The sequence below is a fragment of the Mycobacterium gordonae genome (genome assembly GCF_017086405.1).
Lineage (GTDB): Bacteria > Actinomycetota > Actinomycetes > Mycobacteriales > Mycobacteriaceae > Mycobacterium > Mycobacterium gordonae_D.
On sequence record NZ_CP070973.1, the window covers coordinates 1,323,255 to 1,339,313 of the forward strand.

Here is a 16,059-nt window from a genome sequence, read left to right on the forward strand (position 1 = left end):
GTTACTGCCGCTCCGCGCTGAGGTAGACCACCTCGCCGAACGGGGCGTCGTCTCCGGTTGCCGGCTCCAGGCCGTGCTGGGCGAACAGGTCCGAGTTGCGCATGCTCGAGGTCTGCCAGCCGTGCGCGGCCAGGTAGGTGCCCGCGTCGGTGCGATCGTCGAAATACACCAGCGCGGCCATGTCGAAGTCCAGACCATGGCGGCTCCACCGCTCGTTCTGCCGCTTCATCCGGGTGCGCAGTTCCTCTTGGTTGAGCTGATTGATGTCCAACAGGCCTTCGGTCGCGAACATGCTTCCGGACACGCTCAGCGTGGTGATCTGATCGAGCAGCCGATCTTGGGCGTCGGCCGGCAGGTAGCCCAGCAGCCCCTCGGCGATCCACGCGGTGCGCAGGCTTTGGTCGAAGCCGGCTTCACGCAGCGCCGCGGGCCAGTCCTCCCGCAGGTCGACGGCCACGGTGCGCCGGTCCGCCGTCGGCTGGGCGCCCAGGTTTGACAGTGTCCCGGTCTTGAACTCGATCACCTGCGGCTGATCAACCTCGAACACCGTGGTGCCGGACGGCCAGGGCAGCCGGAACGCTCGGGAGTCCAGGCCTGCGGCCAAGATGACGGCCTGCCGGATGCCGGCCGCGGTCGCGGCGGCGAAAAAGTCGTCGAAGAAGCGGGTGCGGACCGCCATCGCGTTGGCGAAGTGGACGGTGCCGGTCGCCGTCTCTTCATCGAGGTCGGACAGTTCTAGCTCGCCACTGGCCAGCCTGGAGAAGAAGTCGACGCCGACTGCGCGGACCAACGGCTCGGCGAACGAATCCGTGGCTACCGCGCCTGCCCCATGGGGATCTCTGGCCGCCACGGCACGCGCCGCCGCGACCATGGTGGCCGTCAAACCCACGCTGGACGCCAGGTCCCAGGTGTCGCCTTCGTACCGTGCGCTGCCCATTTGGGTCATCTACCTGCTCCCGAGAAAGTGCGATCTAATACTTAGCAAATATAACGAGCTACTCAGACTGTACGCCGGAAAAATCCCCACCTCCTGTGGGCGAAGGCCACCCTGGACCGACGGGCCCGCACCAGCTGTTAGTCTCGTACACGGTTTGACGCGCTTGGATCTTGGTGGGCCGTAGGTCCTGGCCTGCTGGTGTTGGGCGCGTGACGCGGGATGAACCCGGGAACTATTAGACATTGGAACAAGCCGGCCGGTCCCGGTTGGCATGCCGCGACCAGAGTTCGGCTGCGCAGGAGGAAGAGTGCTTTCGGCTTTCATCTCATCGCTGCGGACAGCCGACCTGAGACGAAAAATCCTCTTCACGCTGAGCATCGTCATCCTGTACCGCGTCGGCGCCGCGCTGCCCTCACCCGGCGTCAACTTTCCCAACGTGCAGCAGTGCATTAAGGAAGCCAGCGGCGGCCAGGCCGGTCAGATCTACTCGCTGATCAACCTGTTCTCCGGCGGAGCCCTGCTGAAGCTCACCGTGTTCGCGGTTGGCGTGATGCCGTACATCACCGCGAGCATCATCGTGCAGCTGCTCACCGTGGTGATCCCGCGCTTCGAAGAGCTGCGGAAGGAGGGCCAGGCCGGTCAGGCCAAGATGACGCAGTACACGCGCTACCTGGCGATCGCGCTGGCCGTTCTGCAGGCCACCAGCATTGTGGCGCTGGCCGCCAACGGTGGGTTGCTGCAGGGCTGCTCGCTGGACATCCTGGCCAGCCAGACCATCTTCTCCGAGATCGTCATCGTGATGGTGATGACGGCCGGCGCCGCGCTGGTGATGTGGATGGGCGAGTTGATCACCGAACGCGGCATCGGCAACGGCATGTCGTTGTTGATCTTCGTCGGCATCGCGGCCCGCATTCCGGCCGAAGGCAACCAGATCCTGCAGAGCCGGGGTGGGATGATCTTCGCGGCGGTGTGCGCCGCCGCGCTGGTCATCATCGTCGGCGTCGTGTTCGTCGAGCAGGGCCAGCGGCGAATCCCCGTCCAGTACGCCAAGCGCATGGTGGGCCGGCGCATGTACGGCGGAACGTCGACCTACCTGCCACTCAAGGTCAACCAGGCCGGCGTTATCCCGGTCATCTTCGCGTCCTCCCTGATCTACATTCCGAATCTGATCACACAGCTGGTCCGCAGCGGCAGCGGCGGCGGCGGCGGCCACAGCTGGTGGGACAAATTCGTCGGAAGCTACCTTTCCGACCCGAGCAGTCCGGTGTATATCAGCATCTATTTCGGCCTCATCATCTTCTTCACGTACTTCTACGTGTCGATCACGTTCAATCCCGACGAGCGTGCCGACGAAATGAAGAAATTCGGCGGCTTCATTCCCGGCATTCGGCCTGGGCGTCCGACCGCTGATTATCTGCGCTTTGTGCTGAGCCGGATTACCCTGCCCGGCTCGATCTACCTCGGTGTCATCTCGGTGTTGCCCAACCTGTTCCTGCAGATCGGCAACAGCGGCGGGATCCAGAATCTACCCTTCGGGGGTACCGCGGTTCTGATCATGATTGGCGTCGGGTTGGATACGGTCAAGCAGATCGAGAGTCAGCTCATGCAGCGCAACTATGAAGGGTTCCTCAAGTGAGAGTGGTATTGCTGGGGCCGCCTGGGGCGGGCAAGGGCACGCAAGCCGAGAAGCTGGCCGAAAAGTTGGGGATCCCGCATATCTCCACCGGTGAACTGTTCCGCAGCAATATCCAGCAGGGCACCAAGTTGGGCGTCGAGGCCAAGCGCTACCTCGACGCCGGCGACCTGGTGCCGTCCTCGCTGACCAACGAACTGGTCGACGACCGGCTCAATGACCCGGACGCCGCGAACGGTTTCATCCTCGATGGCTACCCGCGTTCGGTGGAGCAGGCCAAGGCGCTGCACGAGATGCTGGAGCGCCGGGGAACCGACATCGATGCGGTCGTCGAGTTCCGGGTCTCCGAGGACGAGCTGCTGACCCGGCTGACGGGCCGCGGCCGCGCCGACGACACCGAAGAGGTCATCCGTAACCGGATGAAGGTCTACCGCGAAGAAACCGCCCCACTGTTGGACTACTACAGCGGCGAACTGAAGACTGTCGACGCCGTCGGTAGTTTGGACGAGGTCTTCGCCCGCGCGTTGCAAGCTCTGGGCCAGTAGCCGTGGGCGCCCTGGCACGGCTGCGGGGCCGCAAGGTGGTACCGCAGCGCACTGCCGGTGAGCTCGATGCAATGGCCGCGGCCGGGGCGATCGTCGCGGCCGCCCTCAAAGCCGTGCAATCGGCCGCGGTGGCCGGCGCGTCCACGCTTGGCCTCGACGAGATCGCCGAGTCGGTGATCCGAGAGGCCGGCGCCATTCCGTCCTTCCTCGGTTATCACGGCTACCCGGCCTCGATCTGCGCATCGGTCAACGACCGCGTCGTGCACGGCATCCCGTCCGCCGCCGAAGTTCTGGTACCCGGGGACCTGGTGAGCATCGATTGCGGCGCGGTACTGGACGGCTGGCACGGCGACGCGGCCGTCACCTTCGGCGTCGGCAACCTGATCCCCGCCGACGCGGCCCTTTCGCAGGCCACCCGGGATTCATTGGAAGCCGGGATCGCTGCGATGGTCGTCGGCAACCGGCTGACCGACGTTGCGCACGCCATCGAAACCGGCACGCACGCCGCCGCGGCCCGCTACGACCGCCGGTTCGGGATCGTCGAGGGCTACGGCGGCCACGGCATCGGCCGGCAGATGCACATGGATCCCTTCTTGCCCAACGAAGGTTCGCCCGGGCGGGGTCCCACCCTGGCGGTCGGTTCAGTGCTGGCCATCGAGCCGATGCTGACGCTGGGGACGGGAAAGACCGTCATCCTCGACGACCAGTGGACGGTCACCACCGTCGACGGCTCGCGCGCCGCGCATTGGGAACACACCGTGGCGGTCACCGAGGACGGCCCGCGGATACTCACGGTTTGAACCAATCCTCGACGCGACTCGTAGAGTATGCGGGAGGTGATCGGGTGGCTCGTGTGGCCGGTACCGGAGCTGCTGAAGCCGCTCTGATGAAAGCTCTTTACGACGAGCATGCGGCCGTGCTGTGGCGGTATGCGTTGCGGTTGACCGGCGACGCCAGCCAGTCCGAGGACGTCGTACAGGAGACGCTGTTGCGGGCGTGGCAGCATCCTGAAGTGATCGGCGACACCGAGCGCTCGGCTCGGGCCTGGTTGTTCACCGTCGCCCGCAACATGATCATCGACGACCGCCGCAGCGCGCGGTTCCGCAACGTCGTCGGCTCGACCGACGAGAACGGTGCGCCCGAGCAGTCCACGCCGGATGAGGTGAATGCGGCGCTGGACCGGCTGCTGATCGCCGAGGCGATGGCTCAGCTGTCCGTCGAACACCGGGCCGTGATCGAGCGGTCCTACTACCGGGGCTGGACCACAGCACAAATCGCCAACGATCTGAATATCGCGGAGGGAACCGTGAAGTCGCGCTTGCACTACGCTGTGCGCGCTCTTCGGCTCACTTTGCAGGAACTGGGAGTCACGCGATGACGCGACCCCGAACGCTGAAGCTTGACAGGAGGTGGACGACATGACGGGTCCGGTGAGGCAAGAACATTCCGGCGACACGCACCGCTACGCGACGTGGGATGCCGCTTACGTGTTGGGGTCGCTGTCGAGCGCCGAGCGGCGCGAATTCGAGACGCATCTGGCCGAATGCCCGTCCTGCCGCGAAGCCGTCGCCGAACTCGGCGGCATTCCGGCGTTGCTATCGCAGCTGAGCCGCGACGACGTGGCCGCCATCAACGAGGCTGGACCGGCGCCGACGGAACCGGAGTTGCTGCCGTCGCTGTTGGAGATGGTGCGCTGGCGGCGCCGTCGCACCCGGCTGATCTGGTTGGCTTCCGCCGCAGCGGCGGTGGTGCTGGGCATCGGTGTCCTGTTGGGGGTCAACGGCTATGTCGCCGCGCATTCTCAGTCGACCACCTCGGCACAGCCGATGGCTCAGGTCGGCACCAAGCTGCTGACGTCAACGATCTCCCTGTCCAGCGAAAATTGGGGGACCTTCATCAACCTGAAGTGCTTCTGCCTGGCGCCGCCCGACGCCCCGCACGACACCCTGGCCATGGTGGTGGTGGGCCGCGACGGCAGCCACACTCGACTGGCGACTTGGGTGGCCGAACCCGGTCACAGCGCCACCCCGGCCGGCAGCATCTCGACCCCGATGGAGCAGATCGCCGCGGTGCAGGTGGTCGCCGCCGACAGCGGTCAGGTTCTGCTGGAACGTTCGATGTAACGTGCCCGGTGCGGTAAGAAAGGGACGTGGCTGACTCTGCGAAGCGCGATCCCATCGCTGCGGCGCGGACCAATTGGGAGCGTGCGGGATGGGGCGATGTCTCGCAGGGCATGGTCGCGGTGACATCGGTGATGCGCGCGCACCAGATCCTGTTGGCCCGCGTCGAGTCCGCGCTGCGTCCCTACGATCTGAGCTTCTCCCGCTACGAGTTGCTGCGGCTACTGGCGTTCAGCCGCACCGGGGCGCTGCCGATCACTAAGGCGTCGGATCGACTGCAGGTGCACGTCACCAGCGTCACGCATGCGATCCGGCGGCTGGAAGCAGACGGTCTGGTGCAGCGGGCGCCGCACCCGACCGACGGGCGCACCACGCTCGTCCAGATTACCGAGCTGGGCCGCTCGACGGTCGAGGACGCCACGGTGACGCTCAACGAGCAGGTGTTCGCCGATATCGGGATCGACGCGGCCGAGTCGCGGGCGTTGGTGTCGTCTATCGAGACGTTACGGCGCAACGCGGGGGACTTCTGACTCAGCCGGTGCGGCGGGCAAAAACGCACGTCAACTATCGGCAAAACGCGGTTTCACACCCGTATTTGCCGATCGAATCCGCTGCTGACTCGACGGCGTCGAAATCTGGTGCTCTCTGGGTTGCCGTCGCGAATGAATCATGAGCCTATTCGGGAAGGTGTCTGATGTCATTTGTAAATGTGCTGCCCGAGTTCCTCGGCGTAGCGGCCACGGAGCTGGCCGGGGTGAACTCGACTCTCAGCGCGGCGAATGCGGCCGCGGCGGCGCGTACGACCACCGTGTTGGCCTCGGGTGCCGACGAGGTGTCCGCGGCGATAGCAGCGGTGTTCGAGGCGCACGGTCGAGCTTTTCAGGGCTTCAGTGCGCAGGCGGCGACATTCCATGACCAGTTTGTGCAGCTCTTGACGGCGGGCGCGGAGTCATACGCATCTGCTGAGGCGGCCAGTGCCGCGTCGATCACCAGCCCGTTGCTCAACGCGATCAACGCGCCCTTCTTGGCGGCGACCGGACGCCCGCTGATCGGCAACGGCGCTGACGGCGCGCCGGGGTCGGGTGCGGCCGATGGGGCCGGCGGGTGGTTGATGGGCAACGGTGGCGCGGGCGGATCCGGCGCGGTCGGCGTCGCGGGCGGTGCTGGAGGAGCCGCGGGCTTGTTCGGCAACGGTGGGGCCGGTGGCACCGCCGGCAACAGCAGCGCCCAACCGGGTGGGGCCGGCGGGGCCGGTGGATTGTTATTCGGACGGGGCGGGGCCGGAGGAGCCGGCGGGTTCGGAGGGGCGCTGGGCGGTACGGGCGGCGCAGGTGGTGCCGGCGGCCTGTTCGGCACCGGCGGGGCCGGCGGGGTCGGTGGGCTCGGGACCGGCAAAGGCGGAACCGGTGGGATCGGCGGGGTCGGCGGGGTCGCCACCGGGGCAGCTGGCATCGGCGGAACCGGCGGGGCGGGAGGCGCCGGGACGCTACTCGGGTCGGGTGGTAGCGGCGGGGCCGGCGGTGGCGCTACAGGCGTAGCCAGCACGGGAGGTCAAGGGGGAGCCGGCGGCGATGCCGGCCTTCTCTCCGGCAACGGTGGGGCCGGCGGGGCCGGCGGTCTGAGCAGCATTGGTGGGGTCGGCGGCGCCGGCGGCAAGGCCGGATTGTTCGGCGACGGCGGGTCTGGCGGCGCCGGTGGAGTTGCTCTGGGTGCGGTGCCCGGCGGCAAGGGTGGGGCTGGTGGTAATGCCGTGCTGATCGGTAACGGTGGCAACGGCGGCAGTGGTGGGGTTGGTGGCACACCAGGTCCCAGTGGTGTCGCCGGAGCCGGAGGGTTGCTGTTGGGCCTCGACGGGTTGACGTAGTCGGCGGGTGGAGGCGCTGATCGGAGTGCGCGCCGCCGAATGGCCGGCCGCACTTTCGGTCTCGAGGTGTTCGGTGACTCAGCCGCCCCGCAGCATTTCGATGACCGCGCTGAAGTCCTTATCGGGTTGGGAGGCGGCGAATTTGGCGTAGATCTCGGCGGCGTGGCTGCCAAGGGGCGCGGCCGAACCGGTCGAGGCGACTGCGTCCATCGCCAACCTCAGGTCCTTGTTCATCAGCGCCGCCGCGAAGCCGGGCTTGAAGTCGTTGTTGGCCGGGGACGTCGGAACCGGTCCTGGCACAGGGCAATTGGTGTGTACCGCCCAGCAGTTGCCGGTCGCCCCGGTGATCACGTCGAACAGCGACTGCGCCGACAGGCCGAGCTTCTCGGCTAACACGAACGCCTCGCCGATCGCGATCTGCTGCACCGCCAGCACCATGTTGTTGCACACTTTGGCGGCCTGACCGGCTCCGGCATCGCCGCAGTGAATCACCTTGCCCGCCATCGGTTTTAGCACCGGGCGGGCGCGTTCCAGGGCGTCGGGCTCGCCGCCGACCATGAAAGCCAATGTCCCGGCCGTCGCTCCCTTGACGCCACCGGACACTGGTGCGTCGAGTTGCGCCATCCCGTGCGAACCGGCCAGCTCGTGCGCCTCCCGGGCGTCGTTGACCGAGATGGTGGAGCTGTCGATGAACAACGCCCCGGGGCGCGCGGCGGGCAGCACTTCGGCGTAGCAGCGTTTGACCACATCGCCGTTGGGCAGCATGGTGATCACGACATCGGCATCGGCCACCGCCTCGCTGGGGGTGCCGAACACTGTGACACCCTTGTCGGCGGCGGCGCTTGCGGCCGTCGGTACCGGATCGTAGCCGCGCACCAGATGGCCCGCGCCGATCAGATTGGCTGCCATCGGCGCGCCCATATTGCCCAGCCCCAGGAACGCGATCGCAAGACGTGTTGTCATGGTGCCCCTCTAGGCGCTGGCCCGAAAGCGTGCGGCTTCGGCCCGGCCGACGACCACCCGCATGATTTCGTTGGTTCCTTCCAGGATCCGATGCACCCGCAGGTCGCGGACGATCTTCTCCAAACCGTACTCCCGCAGGTAGCCGTAGCCGCCGTGCAGCTGTAGCGCCTTGTCGGCCACCTCGTAGCAGGTGTCGGTGACATAGCGTTTGGCCATCGCGCACAGCTCGACCTTATCGGCGGCGTCATCGTCCAGCGCAGTCGCGGCCCGCCACAACATCATTCGCGATGTCTCCAGTCCGGTGGCCATGTCGGCAAGGGTGAAGCGGATGGTGGGTTCGTCGAGCAGGGCGGAGCCGAATGCCTGACGCTCGCGGACATAGGCGCCGGCCTTGTCGAACGCGGACTGCGCGCCGCCCAGCGAGCAGGCGGCGATGTTGAGCCGGCCGCCGTTGAGGCCGTTCATCGCGATACCGAACCCGGTGCCCTCACCGTCGGCACCGCCGAGCATGGCGTCGGCCGGGATCCGCACACCGTCCAGAATCACCTGTGCGGTGGGCTGGGCATGCCAGCCCATCTTCTCCTCCATCGCGCCGAAACTCAGCCCAGGAGTGTCTTTTTCGATGACGAACGCCGAGATGCCGCGCGGGCCGTCGCTGCCGGTGCGTGCCATCACCACGTAGACGTCGGACGCCCCCGCGCCGGAGATGAACTGCTTGACGCCGTCCAGCACGTAATCGGAACCCTGCTTGACCGCACGGGTGCTCAACGCGCTCGCGTCCGACCCCGCGCCGGGCTCGGTCAGACAGTAGCTGGCGATGACGTCCATGGTCGCCAGTCGCGGCACCCAGACCTTGCGCTGTTCGTCGGTGCCGAAGCTGTCGATCATCCAGGCGCACATGTTGTGGATGGACAGGAACGCGGCGGTGACCGGGTCGGCGATGGCCAACTGTTCGAAGATCCGTACCCCGTCCAGGCGGCGTAACCCGCTGCCGCCCACGTCGTCACGGCAATAGATCGCCGCCATCCCCAGCTCGGCGGCTTCGTGCAGCACGTCGGTCGGGAAGTGTTTAGTGGCATCCCATTCCAGTGCATACGGGGCCATCCGCTTGTCGGCGAAGGCTGCCGCCGTCTCGGTGATCACCCGTTCTTCGTCGTTGAGAGTGAACATGATCGCTAATTCATTGTGGGAATGACGAATTCGGCACCGTCTTTGATACCGGACGGCCAGCGCGATGTGACGGTCTTGACCTTGGTGTAGAACTGGATCGACGCTGGGCCGTGCTGGTTGAGGTCGCCGAAGCCGGACCGCTTCCAACCGCCGAACGTGTGGTATGCCACTGGAACTGGGATCGGGACGTTGACGCCGACCATGCCTACCTGGACCCGGGCGACGAAGTCCCGTGCGGTGTCGCCGTCGCGGGTGAACACCGCCACGCCGTTGCCGTATTCGTGCTTGGACGGCAACCGCAGTGCCTCTTCGTAGTCGTGGGCGCGGACGATGCACAGCACCGGTCCGAAGATCTCGTCGGTGTAGATGGACATCTCTGGCGTGACGTGATCGAACAGGGTGGGGCCGATGAAGAAGCCGCCTTCGAGATTGGCGTCACCGAAAGTCAGGTCGTCGCTTGCGCGTTCGCGTCCGTCAATGACCAGTTCGGCGCCGGCCTCCACGCCCTGGCCGATGTAGTCGCGCACCCGGGTCAGCGCGGCCTCGGTGACCAGCGGGCCGTAATCGGCCTTGGGGTCCAGACTGTGTCCGACACGCAGGCCGTTGATGCGCTCGATCAGCCTGGCGCGCAATCGGTCCGCGGTCTGTTCACCGACCGGGACGGCGACACTGATCGCCATGCAGCGTTCGCCGGCGCTGCCGTAACCGGCTCCGATCAGCGCGTCGACGGCCTGATCTAGGTCGGCGTCGGGCATGACGATCATGTGGTTCTTGGCGCCGCCGAAACACTGCGAACGTTTTCCAGTGGCGGCGGATTGGCTGTAGATGTACTGGGCGATGTCGGAACTGCCGACGAAACCCACCGCCTGGATGTCGGGGTGCTGCAGGATCGCGTCGACGGCTTCCTTGTCACCGTGGACCACCTGGAACACGCCCGGTGGCAGGCCGGCTTCGAGGAACAGTTCGGCCAGCCGCACGGGGACCGACGGGTCACGTTCGCTTGGCTTGAGCACGAACGCATTCCCGCATGCCAGGGCCGGTCCGGCCTTCCACAGCGGAATCATCGCCGGGAAGTTGAACGGGGTGATGCCCGCAACCACGCCGAGTGGCTGGCGCAGCGAGTAGACGTCGATGCCCGGGCCGGCGCCCTCGGTGTAGTCGCCTTTCAACAGGTGCGGGATGCCGATGCAGAATTCGATCACCTCGATGCCACGCTGGACGTCGCCTTTAGCGTCCGCCACCGTCTTGCCGTGTTCGAGGGACAGCAGCTCGGCCAGCTCGTCGATGTTCTTGTTGACCAGGTCGACGAATCTCATCAACACCCGGGCGCGGCGCTGCGGATTCCAAGCGGCCCAGCCCTTTTGGGCCTCGGCGGCAGAGGCTACCGCGGCGTCGATATCGGCCTGGTTGGCCATCGGGACGATGGCCTGCACCTCACCGGTGCTTGGGTTGAGAACGTCGGCGGTGCGGGTGGAGGAGCCGCCGGTGCGCTGCCCGTCGATGAAGTGCGGAATCTGCGAGGTCATGGTTGTCCCAAGAGTCGAATAATCAGTTAGTCAGAAGGATACTTGCATATCCTAGTAATTGTGCGGTGCACTGGCAAGCAGCCCTGGCACGAGCCGGTCGCCGAACCCGTGGCGTACCTTCGTGAGATGACCGTCCGGGACGCCGTCATGGCTGGCATCGCCAAGCAGCTCGGCCATCCGAGCGGGCTGCGCGGGCGGTTCATCGGCATGCTGCTCAATCGTGGCAACCGGGCCTTCGTGGCCGCGGCGGTGCAGGCGCTGCAACCCCGAACGGCAGGTGAGGTGGCCGATGTCGGATTCGGGGGCGCGGTCGGGCTGCAACTCTTGCTTGACAGCGTCAACCCGCCGGACCTGGTACACGGTGTCGAGATTTCGGACACGATGCTGGCTCGTGCGGCGCGTCGGTACCGGCGTGAGATCGCGGGGGGACACCTGACATTGCAGCAGGGATCCCTGACCCAGCTGCCTTTCGACGATGGACAGCTCAGTGGCGTGATCACCGTCAACACCATCTACTTCGTCGCCGAATTGGATCGCGCGTTCGCCGAACTTGCCCGGGTGGTCTCCAGATCGGGCCGCATCGTGGTCGGACTGGCCGACCCCGACGTGATGGCGGCGTTGCCGACCACCAGACACGGGTTTCATCTCCGTCCGGTGGCCGAGGTCATGGAGACTCTGCGCCGCGCCGGACTCGCTGTCGAGCACCGCCGACTGGACCGGAGTCACCTGCCGGCCCATCTGTTGATCTGCACGCCGGCTTCGCCGTCGGGCTGAGGCCAGCGCCCTCGCGGCCGTAGCCCGTTGTCCTGAACCGGTGCTCCATTGATGGTCGCGACGAGATCCCGGGGTGAGAGGCGCATAACGGCGGGGTGCTCACTATTTCAGCCGGCTCGTAAGTTTCGGACGGCGGAGTGTGATAGTATCGAACATGTGTTCGAACTCGATTGGTTCTCGCGGGTCGACCCTGCCGCCACCGAGGCGGAACTGGTCGCGCGCATCGGACAGTTGGAGCTAGTCAAGTCCGCTGCGGCCGCAGGGCAGGCCCGCGCGGCGGCCGCGCTGGATGCGGCCCGGCGCGCGGCGGAGTCGGCGGCGGGGGTACCCGCTGCCAAACGGGGCCGGGGGGTGGCCAGCGAAGTCGCGTTGGCCCGCCACGATTCCCCCGCACGCGGAGGCCGGCACCTGGGATTGGCCAAAGCCCTGGTGCACGAGATGCCCTGCACCCTGGCCGCCCTGGAACAAGGCGCGCTCACCGAATGGCGAGCCACCCTGATCGTGCGCGAATCGGCCTGCCTGGACCTCGAGGACCGCCGCGAGCTGGACCGCGAACTATGCGCCGCGGCAGACCAGCTCGCGGGGTGGGGCGACAAACGCATCACCGCCGCGGCCCAGAAAATCGCCTACCGCCTTGACGCACAAGCCGTGGTCGATCGCGCCGCCCACGCCGTCGAAGACCGCACCGTCACCATCCGCCCGGCTCCGGACAACATGACCCGGGTCAACGCCCTGCTACCCCTGGCCCAGGGCGTCGGGGTCTATGCCGCGCTGCGCCGCGCCGCCGACACCACCTCAGATGGCCGCACCCGCGGCCAGGTCATGGCCGACACCCTGGTCGAGCGCATCACCGCCACCCCGGCCACCACTGCGGCCTCGATCGCCCTGAACGTCGTCATCTCCGACCGCGCCCTGCTCGGCAACGACAACGACCCCGCCACCGTCGAGGGCTACGGCCCCATCCCCGCCGAGGTAGCCCGCCGCTGGCTGACCGCCGCGCACGCCGATGCCACCGCGCTGACCAGCCTGCGCCGCCTCTACGCCAACCCCACCACCGGCGCACTGGTGGCCATGGAATCACGCGCCCGAGCCTTCCCCCGCGCGCTGGCCGAGTTCATCAACCTGCGCGACCAAACCTGCCGCACCCCCTACTGCGACGCCCCCATCCGCCACCGCGACCACATCACCCCCGTCGCACACGGCGGCACCACCACCGCCACCAACGGCCAAGGCCTCTGCGAACGCTGCAACTACGCCAAAGAATCACCCGGCTGGCGCGTCACCACCCACGACGCCAACGGCGTACACACCACCGAATTCATCACCCCCACCGACGCCCGCTACCGATCCGCCGCACCACCGATCTACACCTTCGTCCACACCAGCGCAGCCGAAGACGCGCTCGGCATCCGACTCATCGACTTCCACGCCGCCTAGGGGCAGGTGGCGTCGACCTCAAAGGTCTTGCTGACCTGTTGCCCGGCGTTGTCCACACCTGTTGCGGTGCCGGTGATTTGATAGGCGTTGCCGTTCTTGGTTGCCTTGGCGCTATTGCCGGGAGCGCCTTCGGTGAAGCTCAGGACCACCCCGTCGACCGTGCCCAGGCCGGCGCTGCGGACGGTGGACCCGTCCTGCTCCAGGCCGACGATCACGCCGGTGATGATGTCGCCGATCGCGATGGAGAACTTGCCCTGGTTCGTCTCGCACACCACCGGTCCGCTGACAGGTTGGGCCTGGCCGCCGATGATCACCCTTGTTTCACCGGCCGCGGCGGGGGAGGCGGCAGCGCTGGGGGATGCGGCCGCGCTCGATGAGGTCCCCGAGCTGGCGGACGAGCTTGACGAGGTCCCGGACGACTTCTCGTCTTGGGAGCATCCGGTCATGCTCGCGACGAGGGTCGCCGCGCCCACAGCGATCAATAGCTCACGCTTCACCAGAGTCTCCTTTGAGTGATCAGCACAGCACGTGTCGACAAGCAGTATGGATGGCGGTTGCTCCCGCCGCATAGATGCAGTGTCAGACGCCGTGGCCGCCGCGGCGCAGGCCGGCGGCGAATTCCTCGGCCTGTTGCCAGGTGGGGAGTAGGCCGGAGGCTCTCACGTCGGCGAAGCTGGGTGCCGCGGCATCACGGTCGGACAGGCTCGCCGGGGCGCCGTCCACCAGCGGCCAGTCGACTCCGATCGCCGGATCGGTGGCGCAGATGGTGTGCTCGCGCCGGGGGTTGTACTCCGTTGAGCACAGATACATGACCGTCGAATTGTCTTGCAGCGCGAGGAAACCGTGGGCCAGTCCTTCGGAGATGTAGACAGTCCGGCGATCTTGGTCGTCTAGCAGCACCGAATCCCATTGCCCGAATGTCGGTGAGCCTTCCCGGATGTCGACGACCACGTCGAACACCGCGCCCCGCACGCAGGTGACGTACTTGGCCTGGCTTGGTGGCAGTTCGGCGAAGTGCAGGCCGCGCAAGACACCGGCCGCGGACACCGAGCAGTTGGCCTGCCGCACATCCAAACTGTGACCGGCGAAGTCGTTGAACCCCTTGTCGGTGAGCCACTCGAAGAACATGCCGCGGGGGTCGCCGTGGATGGTAGGGGTGATCTCCCAGGCGCCCGGGATCTTGAGTTCGCGAACTTTCATCTCACTGACCACGCTTCTCGTATCGGGCCTCGGCGGCGTCTTTGACCGGCCGCCACCACGATTCGTTGTCGCGATACCAGTCGATGGTGGCGCGTAGCCCTTCTTCGAAATCGGTGTGCTTTGGCGCCCAACCTAATTCGTTGTAGAGCAGGGACGGATCGATGGCATAGCGCAGGTCGTGGCCGACGCGGTCGGTGACGTGGTCGAAGTCGTCGGGATCGCGGCCCATCAACTGCAGCAGCGTGCGCAGTACGGTCAAGTTGTCCCGCTCGCCCTCCGAACTGATCAGGTAGGTACGCCCGGATTCGCCCTTCTCCAGGATTCGGCGAACGGCGCTGTTGTGGTCCTCGACATGGATCCAGTCGCGCACGTTGTGGCCGCTGCCGTACAACTTGCACCGCCGCCCGGTGAGCACGTTGGTGATCTGGCGCGGGATGAACTTCTCGATGTGCTGGAACGGCCCGTAGTTGTTGGAGCAGTTCGACAGCGTCGCGCGCACGCCGTAGGACCGCACCCAGGCGCGCACCAGCATGTCGCTGCCGGCCTTGGTCGCCGAGTACGGGCTCGACGGGTTGTAGGGCGTGGATTCGGTGAACCGCTGCGGGTCGTCGAGCTTCAGGTCGCCGTACACCTCGTCGGTGGAGATGTGATGCAGCCGCACCCCGTTGCGGCGGACCGCCTCCAGAATGGTGAAGGTGCCCACCACGTTGGTGTGCAGGAACGGCTCCGGGTTGTCCAGCGCGTTGTCGACGTGGGATTCGGCCGCGAAATGGACGACGGCGTCGGATTCGGCGACCAGCGCCGAAACCAGTTCGGTGTCGCAGATGTCGCCCTCGACCAGTTTGATGGAGTCCGCGACGTCGGCCAGCGATTCCCGGCGTCCCGCGTAGGTCAGTGCGTCGAGGACCGTCACGGAGTCCTCGGGGTGTTCGCGCACCGCGCTGTGCACGAAATTCGCCCCGATAAAGCCCGCCCCCCCGGTGACTAGCAGCCGCATGGCTACAAACCCTAACCGGTGAGGCCGAGCGCCCCTGCCAGTTCGGTGAGCTCGGGCACCAGGTTCTCCGGGCGCGAGGATCCCAGCACCTGGACAGCGACGTGGTCGGCGCCGGCGTCCAAGTGCTCGTTGAGGCGGCGTGCGATCTCGTCGGGGGTGCCATAGGCGACCAGGGCGTCGATCAACCGATCGCTACCCGGCTTGCGCACGTCCTCGTCGGTGAATCCCAGACGCAGCCAGTTGTTGACGTAGTTGCTCAGGCCCAGATAGAAGTCGACGAACTTGCGACCGACGGCACGCGCTTCGGCGGCATCGGAAGTGAGCACGACCTTGTGTTCGGGAGCCAGAAACACCGTGTTGCCCAGCAGGTGGCGGGCGGTGCCGGTGTGCTCGGGCGTGGTCAGGTACGGGTGCGCGCCCGCGCTGCGTTCGGCCGCCAGCCGCAACACCCGGGGCCCGAGTGCGGCAAGGACGCGGCGGCTGGTCGGCACCATCCCGCCGTCCAGCCCGTCGAGGTAGGACACCAGTGCGTCGTAGGGCTTCTGATACTGCTCGGTGTGCTCGGGGTGGCCCACCCCGACGCCCAGCAGGAACCTGCCTGGATGCGCTTCTTCGATGCGCTGATAGGACTTGGCGACCTCAGCGGCCGGCGCACTCCAGATGTTCACGATGCCGGTCGCCAACTGCAGCGTCTTGGTCTGCGCCAGTGCGGGTTCGACCCACTCCAACTCGGCGTCTGGTGAGGCACCAATCCAGGCGGCGCCAAATCCCAGCGACTCGATCTCGGCGGCCAACTCCGGGGCAATGCTGCGGCTTCCCAGCCAGACGCCGAACTTGCCCAGGTCGGGCTTGAGTGAAACGGATTCAGTCATCGCTGGTTCCTATACCCGTTT

The 16,059-nt window shown here is 66.6% G+C and carries 16 protein-coding genes and 1 pseudogene; 9 read left to right on the top strand and 8 right to left on the bottom strand.

Going from position 1 to position 16,059, the window contains the following annotated elements; all coding sequences use genetic code 11:
- Position 1 precedes the first annotated feature (1 nt).
- Positions 2–937 (bottom strand): SAM-dependent methyltransferase, encoded by a 936-nt coding sequence (locus tag JX552_RS05845; RefSeq protein ID WP_205876491.1) that lies wholly within the window; start codon positions 935–937, stop codon positions 2–4.
- A gap of 307 nt (positions 938–1,244) precedes the next feature.
- Between JX552_RS05845 and secY the strand changes: the two genes are divergently transcribed.
- The 7 genes and pseudogenes from secY to JX552_RS31865 form a co-directional block, all read left to right on the top strand.
- Positions 1,245–2,573: a preprotein translocase subunit SecY gene (gene secY, locus JX552_RS05850; RefSeq protein WP_205876492.1), complete on the top strand. Its 1,329-nt coding sequence runs from the start codon at positions 1,245–1,247 to the stop codon at positions 2,571–2,573.
- Positions 2,570–3,115, top strand: coding sequence for an adenylate kinase (locus JX552_RS05855; RefSeq protein WP_205876493.1), 546 nt, complete (start codon positions 2,570–2,572; stop codon positions 3,113–3,115). Before secY ends, JX552_RS05855 begins: the two co-directional genes overlap by 4 nt.
- Before the next feature lie 2 nt (positions 3,116–3,117).
- Positions 3,118–3,915 carry a type I methionyl aminopeptidase gene (gene map, locus JX552_RS05860; protein ID WP_205876494.1) on the top strand — a complete coding sequence of 266 codons (798 nt, stop codon included), beginning with the start codon at positions 3,118–3,120 and terminating at the stop codon, positions 3,913–3,915.
- Between the two features lie 44 nt (positions 3,916–3,959).
- Complete coding sequence (locus tag JX552_RS05865; RefSeq protein ID WP_205876495.1) at positions 3,960–4,493, top strand: sigma-70 family RNA polymerase sigma factor; 534 nt, start codon at positions 3,960–3,962, stop codon at positions 4,491–4,493.
- Between the two features lie 40 nt (positions 4,494–4,533).
- Positions 4,534–5,238: an anti-sigma factor family protein gene (locus JX552_RS05870; RefSeq protein ID WP_205876496.1), complete on the top strand. Its 705-nt coding sequence runs from the start codon at positions 4,534–4,536 to the stop codon at positions 5,236–5,238.
- Positions 5,239–5,264: 26 nt separating this feature from the next.
- A complete protein-coding gene (locus JX552_RS05875) occupies positions 5,265–5,765 on the top strand; it encodes a MarR family transcriptional regulator (protein WP_205876497.1) in 501 nt (166 codons plus the stop codon).
- A 164-nt stretch (positions 5,766–5,929) separates the two neighbouring features.
- Positions 5,930–6,493 (top strand): annotated as a pseudogene (locus tag JX552_RS31865) (PE family protein); the annotation flags it as partial.
- A gap of 684 nt (positions 6,494–7,177) precedes the next feature.
- Here the strand turns inward: JX552_RS31865 and mmsB are convergent.
- From mmsB to JX552_RS05895, 3 genes are read right to left on the bottom strand one after another with little or no spacing between them, the layout of a single operon-like run.
- Positions 7,178–8,062, bottom strand: a complete 885-nt coding sequence (gene mmsB, locus JX552_RS05885; RefSeq protein WP_205876499.1) for a 3-hydroxyisobutyrate dehydrogenase — start codon at positions 8,060–8,062, stop codon at positions 7,178–7,180.
- A 9-nt stretch (positions 8,063–8,071) separates the two neighbouring features.
- Complete coding sequence (locus tag JX552_RS05890) at positions 8,072–9,232, bottom strand: acyl-CoA dehydrogenase family protein (protein ID WP_205876500.1); 1,161 nt, start codon at positions 9,230–9,232, stop codon at positions 8,072–8,074.
- Between the two features lie 5 nt (positions 9,233–9,237).
- The gene (locus JX552_RS05895; protein ID WP_205876501.1) at positions 9,238–10,758 is read right to left on the bottom strand and encodes a CoA-acylating methylmalonate-semialdehyde dehydrogenase; all 1,521 of its coding nucleotides are present in this window, start codon (positions 10,756–10,758) and stop codon (positions 9,238–9,240) included.
- A 126-nt stretch (positions 10,759–10,884) separates the two neighbouring features.
- Between JX552_RS05895 and JX552_RS05900 the strand changes: the two genes are divergently transcribed.
- A complete protein-coding gene (locus JX552_RS05900; RefSeq protein WP_205876502.1) occupies positions 10,885–11,532 on the top strand; it encodes a class I SAM-dependent methyltransferase in 648 nt (215 codons plus the stop codon).
- A 156-nt stretch (positions 11,533–11,688) separates the two neighbouring features.
- Entirely contained in the window at positions 11,689–12,969 is a 1,281-nt protein-coding gene (locus JX552_RS05905; RefSeq protein ID WP_241010892.1) for an HNH endonuclease, read from the top strand.
- Here JX552_RS05905 and JX552_RS05910 read toward each other — a convergent pair.
- The 4 genes from JX552_RS05910 to JX552_RS05925 all read right to left on the bottom strand — a co-directional run bounded on the left by JX552_RS05910 (position 12,966) and on the right by JX552_RS05925 (position 16,038).
- Positions 12,966–13,466 carry a lipoprotein LpqH gene (locus JX552_RS05910; protein ID WP_205876504.1) on the bottom strand — a complete coding sequence of 167 codons (501 nt, stop codon included), beginning with the start codon at positions 13,464–13,466 and terminating at the stop codon, positions 12,966–12,968. The genes JX552_RS05905 and JX552_RS05910 overlap by 4 nt on opposite strands.
- Positions 13,467–13,548: 82 nt before the next feature.
- A complete protein-coding gene (gene rfbC / locus JX552_RS05915) occupies positions 13,549–14,169 on the bottom strand; it encodes a dTDP-4-dehydrorhamnose 3,5-epimerase (RefSeq protein WP_205876505.1) in 621 nt (206 codons plus the stop codon).
- 1 nt (position 14,170) lies between these two features.
- Positions 14,171–15,166 carry a dTDP-glucose 4,6-dehydratase gene (gene rfbB / locus JX552_RS05920; protein ID WP_205876506.1) on the bottom strand — a complete coding sequence of 332 codons (996 nt, stop codon included), beginning with the start codon at positions 15,164–15,166 and terminating at the stop codon, positions 14,171–14,173.
- Positions 15,167–15,177: 11 nt separating this feature from the next.
- Positions 15,178–16,038: an LLM class F420-dependent oxidoreductase gene (locus JX552_RS05925; protein ID WP_205876507.1), complete on the bottom strand. Its 861-nt coding sequence runs from the start codon at positions 16,036–16,038 to the stop codon at positions 15,178–15,180.
- Between the last annotated feature and the right edge of the window lie 21 nt (positions 16,039–16,059).

Bases quoted from the DNA above. Each gene is read 5' to 3' on its own strand.
- JX552_RS05900 (WP_205876502.1), top strand. From the start codon at position 10,885: ATGACCGTCCGGGACGCCGTCATGGCTGGCATCGCCAAGCAGCTCGGC.
- rfbC (WP_205876505.1), bottom strand. From the start codon at position 14,169: ATGAAAGTTCGCGAACTCAAGATCCCGGGCGCCTGGGAGATCACCCCT.
- mmsB (WP_205876499.1), bottom strand. From the start codon at position 8,062: ATGACAACACGTCTTGCGATCGCGTTCCTGGGGCTGGGCAATATGGGC.
- JX552_RS05925 (WP_205876507.1), bottom strand. From the start codon at position 16,038: ATGACTGAATCCGTTTCACTCAAGCCCGACCTGGGCAAGTTCGGCGTC.
- JX552_RS05895 (WP_205876501.1), bottom strand. From the start codon at position 10,758: ATGACCTCGCAGATTCCGCACTTCATCGACGGGCAGCGCACCGGCGGC.
- rfbB (WP_205876506.1), bottom strand. From the start codon at position 15,166: ATGCGGCTGCTAGTCACCGGGGGGGCGGGCTTTATCGGGGCGAATTTC.
- JX552_RS05870 (WP_205876496.1), top strand. From the start codon at position 4,534: ATGACGGGTCCGGTGAGGCAAGAACATTCCGGCGACACGCACCGCTAC.
- JX552_RS05845 (WP_205876491.1), bottom strand. From the start codon at position 937: ATGGGCAGCGCACGGTACGAAGGCGACACCTGGGACCTGGCGTCCAGC.
- JX552_RS05890 (WP_205876500.1), bottom strand. From the start codon at position 9,232: ATGTTCACTCTCAACGACGAAGAACGGGTGATCACCGAGACGGCGGCA.